This window comes from Staphylococcus sp. EG-SA-2, assembly GCF_017152085.1.
This window is the reverse complement of the sequence record NZ_JACYHC010000484.1, coordinates 1-4370: the sequence shown is the minus strand read 5'-3', so window position 1 is coordinate 4370 and position 4370 is coordinate 1. Positions and strand designations below refer to the sequence as shown.

The following is a 4370-nucleotide window of genomic DNA, read 5'->3' as shown; positions in this document are numbered from 1 at the left end:
TATCTATGTAACCAATAAAGAAAATACTAAATGGTTATGTGATCAATATAAAAAAGAATGGCCATTTGACATGGTTGTGATTGATGAACTGTCTACATTTAAAAGTCCTAAGAGTCAAAGGTTTAAATCTATTAAAAAGAAATTACCACTCATTAATAGATTTATAGGATTAACAGGAACACCTAGTCCAAATAGTTTACAGGATTTATGGGCTCAAGTTTATTTGATAGACAGAGGTGAAAGACTTGAGTCTTCATTCAGTCGTTATCGAGAAAGGTACTTTAAACCAACTCATCAAGTTAGCGAACATATTTTTAAGTGGGAGCTAAGAGACGGATCTGAAGAAAAGATATATAAACAAATAGAAGATATATGTTTAAGCATGAAAGCGAAAGATTATCTGGATATGCCTGACAGAGTTGATACTAAACAAACAGTAGTCTTATCAGAAAAAGAAAGAAAAGTATATGAAGAATTAGAAAAAAACTATATTTTAGAATCGGAAGAAGAAGGAACAGTTGTAGCTCAAAATGGGGCATCATTAAGTCAGAAACTACTTCAACTATCTAACGGCGCAGTTTATACAGATGAGGAAGATGTAAGACTTATACATGATAAGAAGTTAGATAAGTTAGAGGAAATTATAGAGGAGTCTCAAGGCCAACCAATACTATTGTTTTATAACTTCAAACACGATAAAGAAAGAATACTTCAAAGGTTTAAGGAAGCAACCACATTAGAGGATTCAAACTATAAAGAACGTTGGAACAGTGGAGACATTAAGTTGCTTATAGCACATCCAGCAAGTGCAGGACATGGATTAAACTTACAACAAGGTGGGCACATTATTGTTTGGTTTGGACTTACATGGTCCTTGGAATTATACCAACAAGCAAATGCTAGATTATACAGACAAGGACAAAATCATACGACTATTATTCATCATATCATGACCGATAACACAATAGATCAAAGAGTATATAAAGCTTTACAAAATAAAGAACTAACGCAAGAAGAATTAATGAAAGCTATTAAAGCAAGAATAGCTAAGCATAAGTAATGGAGGTCTAACATGGGGAACACAATATATGATATCAAGCCAGGAACATTTAAATATATTGAATCAGAAATATATAATTTAAATGAGAACAAGAAAGAAATAAAAAGATTGAGGTTGGAAATACTTAATCCAACGAAGGAACAAGATTCCAATATTGTATATGGACCATTACAAAAAGGCGAACCAGTTAGAACAACTGAACTAATGGCAACTAGATTATTAACTAATAAGATGTTACGAAACCTTGAAGAAATGGTCGAAGCAGTTGAGAGTGAATACTTAAAGTTGCCTGAAGATCATAAGAAAGTAATAAGGCTCAAGTATTGGAATAAAGAAAAGAAGTTAAAGATGGAACAGATAGGACATGAATGCCATATGCATCGTAATACTGTTACTACTATACGAAAGAACTTTGTTAAAGCGGTAGCGTATCATGCAGGTATCAAATAACATTGTGCAAAGATTGTGCAAAAGGCCTACAAATCTGTAGTAATATGATAGTATCGGAAAGATGTATAAAGTTATCTAAAAGTTATACGACACAAGTACACGAGGCACATCGCTATGCGGTGTGTCTTTTGTTATGCAATCAAAGAGGTGTAAGAGATGACCAAGCACAATAACATTTATAAGCATGGTCGTAAGTCATATCAATACGATTGGTTCTATCATTCAAAAGCATGGAAGAAGTTAAGGGAGATAGCATTAGATAGAGATAATCATCTTTGTCAAATGTGTTTACGCGAAGATATTGTAACAGATGCAAACATAGTGCATCACATTATTTATGTTGATGAAGATTTTAACAAAGCTTTAGAATTAGATAATCTAATGTCAGTTTGTTATGGCTGTCATAACAAAATTCATGCAAATGGTAATGACAAAAGTAATCTTAAGAAAATTAGAGTTCTAAAAATTTAAATAAAAAAACATTTAAATAAAATTTTATAGCCCCCTGCCCATTGGCTTAAAATGTTTTTTCGCCGGGTACCGGCGGGGGCCCTTCGCTTGCAACGCGGATAAACTTTTATGAAAGGGGGTCTTTATATGAAATTAACAAAAAAACAGCTGAAAGAATATATAGAGGATTATAAAAAATCTGATGACATATTAATTAATTTGTATATAGAAACGTATGAATTTTATTGTCGGTTAAGAGATGAACTTAAAAATAGTGATTTGATGATAGAGCATACAAACAAGGCTGGTGCGAGCAATATTGTTAAGAATCCATTAAGCATAGAACTGACAAAAACAGTTCAAACACTAAATAACTTACTCAAGTCTATGGGTTTAACTGCAGCACAAAGAAAAAAGATAGTTCAAGAAGAAGGTGGATTCGGTGACTATTAAAGTTTTAAATGAACCTTCACCAAAACTATTAACAACATGGTATGCAGAGCAAGTCACTCAAGGGAAAATAAAAACAAGCAAATATGTTAAAAAAGAATGTGAGAGACACCTTAGATATCTAGAAAATGGAGGTAAATGGGTATTTGATGAAGAATTAGCGCACCGTCCTATTCGATTCATAGAAAAGTTTTGTAAACCTTCCAAAGGATCTAAACGTCAACTTGTATTACAACCATGGCAACATTTTATTATTGGCAGTTTGTTTGGTTGGGTTCATAAAGAAACAAAACTGCGCAGGTTTAAAGAAGCTTTGATATTTATGGGGCGAAAAAATGGTAAAACAACTACTATATCTGGTGTTGCTAACTATGCTGTTTCTCAAGATGGAGAAAACGGCGCTGAAATCCATCTTTTAGCAAACGTAATGAAACAAGCTAGAATATTATTCGATGAATCTAAGGCGATGATAAAAGCTAGCCCAAAGCTTGATAAAAATTTCAGAACATTAAGAGATGAAATCCATTATGACGCAACGATATCAAAAATTATGCCCCAAGCATCAGATAGCGATAAGTTAGATGGATTGAATACACACATGGGGATTTTTGATGAAATTCATGAATTTAAAGACTATAAATTGATTTCAGTTATAAAAAACTCAAGAGCTGCAAGGTTACAACCTCTTCTCATCTACATTACGACAGCAGGGTATCAATTAGATGGTCCACTTGTTGATATGGTAGAAGCGGGAAGAGACACCTTAGATCAAATCATAGAAGACGAAAGAACTTTTTATTATTTAGCATCTTTGGATGATGACGATGATATTAATGATTCGTCGAACTGGATAAAAGCAAATCCCAACTTAGGTGTCTCTATAAATTTAGATGAGATGAAAGAAGAGTGGGAAAAAGCTAAGAGAACACCAGCTGAACGTGGAGATTTTATAACCAAAAGGTTTAATATCTTTGCTAATAATGACGAGATGAGTTTTATTGATTACCCAACACTCCAAAAAAATAATGAAATTGTTTCTTTAGAAGAGCTGGAAGGCAGACCATGCACGATTGGTTATGATTTATCAGAAACAGAGGACTTTACAGCCGCGTGTGCTACTTTTGCGTTAGATAATGGTAAAGTTGCAGTTTTATCGCATTCATGGATTCCTAAGCACAAAGTTGAATATTCTAACGAAAAAATACCCTATAGAGAATGGGAAGAAGATGGCTTATTAACAGTGCAAGATAAGCCTTATATTGACTACCAAGATGTTTTAAATTGGATAATTAAGATGAATGAGCATTATGTAGTAGAAAAAATTACTTATGATAGAGCGAACGCATTCAAACTAAATCAAGAGTTAAAAAATTACGGGTTTGAAACGGAAGAAACAAGACAAGGAGCTTTGACCTTGAGCCCTGCATTGAAGGATTTAAAAGAAATGTTTTTAGATGGGAAAATAATATTTAATAATAATCCTTTAATGAAATGGTATATCAATAATGTTCAGTTGAAACTAGACAGAAACGGAAACTGGTTGCCGTCTAAGCAAAGCAGATATCGTAAAATAGATGGCTTTGCAGCATTTTTAAACACATATACAGATATTATGAATAAAGTTGTTTCTGACAAGGGTGAAGGAAACATAGAATTTATTAGTATTAAAGATATAATGCGTTAAGGAGGTGAATGTTATCGCAAAAGAGAATATTGTCACACGCATAAAGAAAAAATTGATAGACAATTGGATTGATCAGTCAGCTTCTAAGCTTTATGACTTTAGCCCATGGAAAAATAAATCTTTTTGGGGTGTAATCAATAATACGCTTGAAACTAATGAAACGATATTTTCAGCTATTACAAAGTTATCTAATTCGATGGCTAGTTTGCCCTTGAAAATGTATGAAGATTATAAAGTAGTTAATACAGAAGTATCTGATTTACTTACAGTGTCACC

5 protein-coding genes and 1 pseudogene are annotated in these 4370 nt (G+C 32.9%); all 6 read left to right on the top strand.

Features of this window, described 5'->3' with window-relative positions; translation table 11 throughout:
* A partial coding sequence (locus tag IDG60_RS07450; RefSeq protein WP_206160582.1) for a DEAD/DEAH box helicase occupies positions 1–1060 on the top strand: 1060 nt, incomplete at its 5' end.
* 12 nt (positions 1061–1072) lie between these two features.
* Positions 1073–1510 carry a transcriptional regulator gene (locus IDG60_RS07445; protein ID WP_000528512.1) on the top strand — a complete coding sequence of 146 codons (438 nt, stop codon included), beginning with the start codon at positions 1073–1075 and terminating at the stop codon, positions 1508–1510.
* A gap of 156 nt (positions 1511–1666) precedes the next feature.
* Positions 1667–1981, top strand: a complete 315-nt coding sequence (locus IDG60_RS07440) for an HNH endonuclease (protein WP_000160686.1) — start codon at positions 1667–1669, stop codon at positions 1979–1981.
* 126 nt (positions 1982–2107) lie between these two features.
* Positions 2108–2413: a P27 family phage terminase small subunit gene (locus IDG60_RS07435; RefSeq protein WP_000778933.1), complete on the top strand. Its 306-nt coding sequence runs from the start codon at positions 2108–2110 to the stop codon at positions 2411–2413.
* Complete coding sequence (locus IDG60_RS07430; RefSeq protein ID WP_000153540.1) at positions 2403–4094, top strand: terminase large subunit; 1692 nt, start codon at positions 2403–2405, stop codon at positions 4092–4094. The genes IDG60_RS07435 and IDG60_RS07430 overlap by 11 nt, the downstream gene beginning before the upstream one ends.
* Before the next feature lie 4 nt (positions 4095–4098).
* A pseudogene (locus IDG60_RS07425) lies at positions 4099–4370 on the top strand (phage portal protein); the annotation flags it as partial.

Coding starts and splice junctions, on each gene's coding strand:
- IDG60_RS07445 (WP_000528512.1), top strand. CDS start 1,073: ATGGGGAACACAATATATGATATCAAGCCAGGAACATTTAAATATATT.
- IDG60_RS07440 (WP_000160686.1), top strand. CDS start 1,667: ATGACCAAGCACAATAACATTTATAAGCATGGTCGTAAGTCATATCAA.
- IDG60_RS07435 (WP_000778933.1), top strand. CDS start 2,108: ATGAAATTAACAAAAAAACAGCTGAAAGAATATATAGAGGATTATAAA.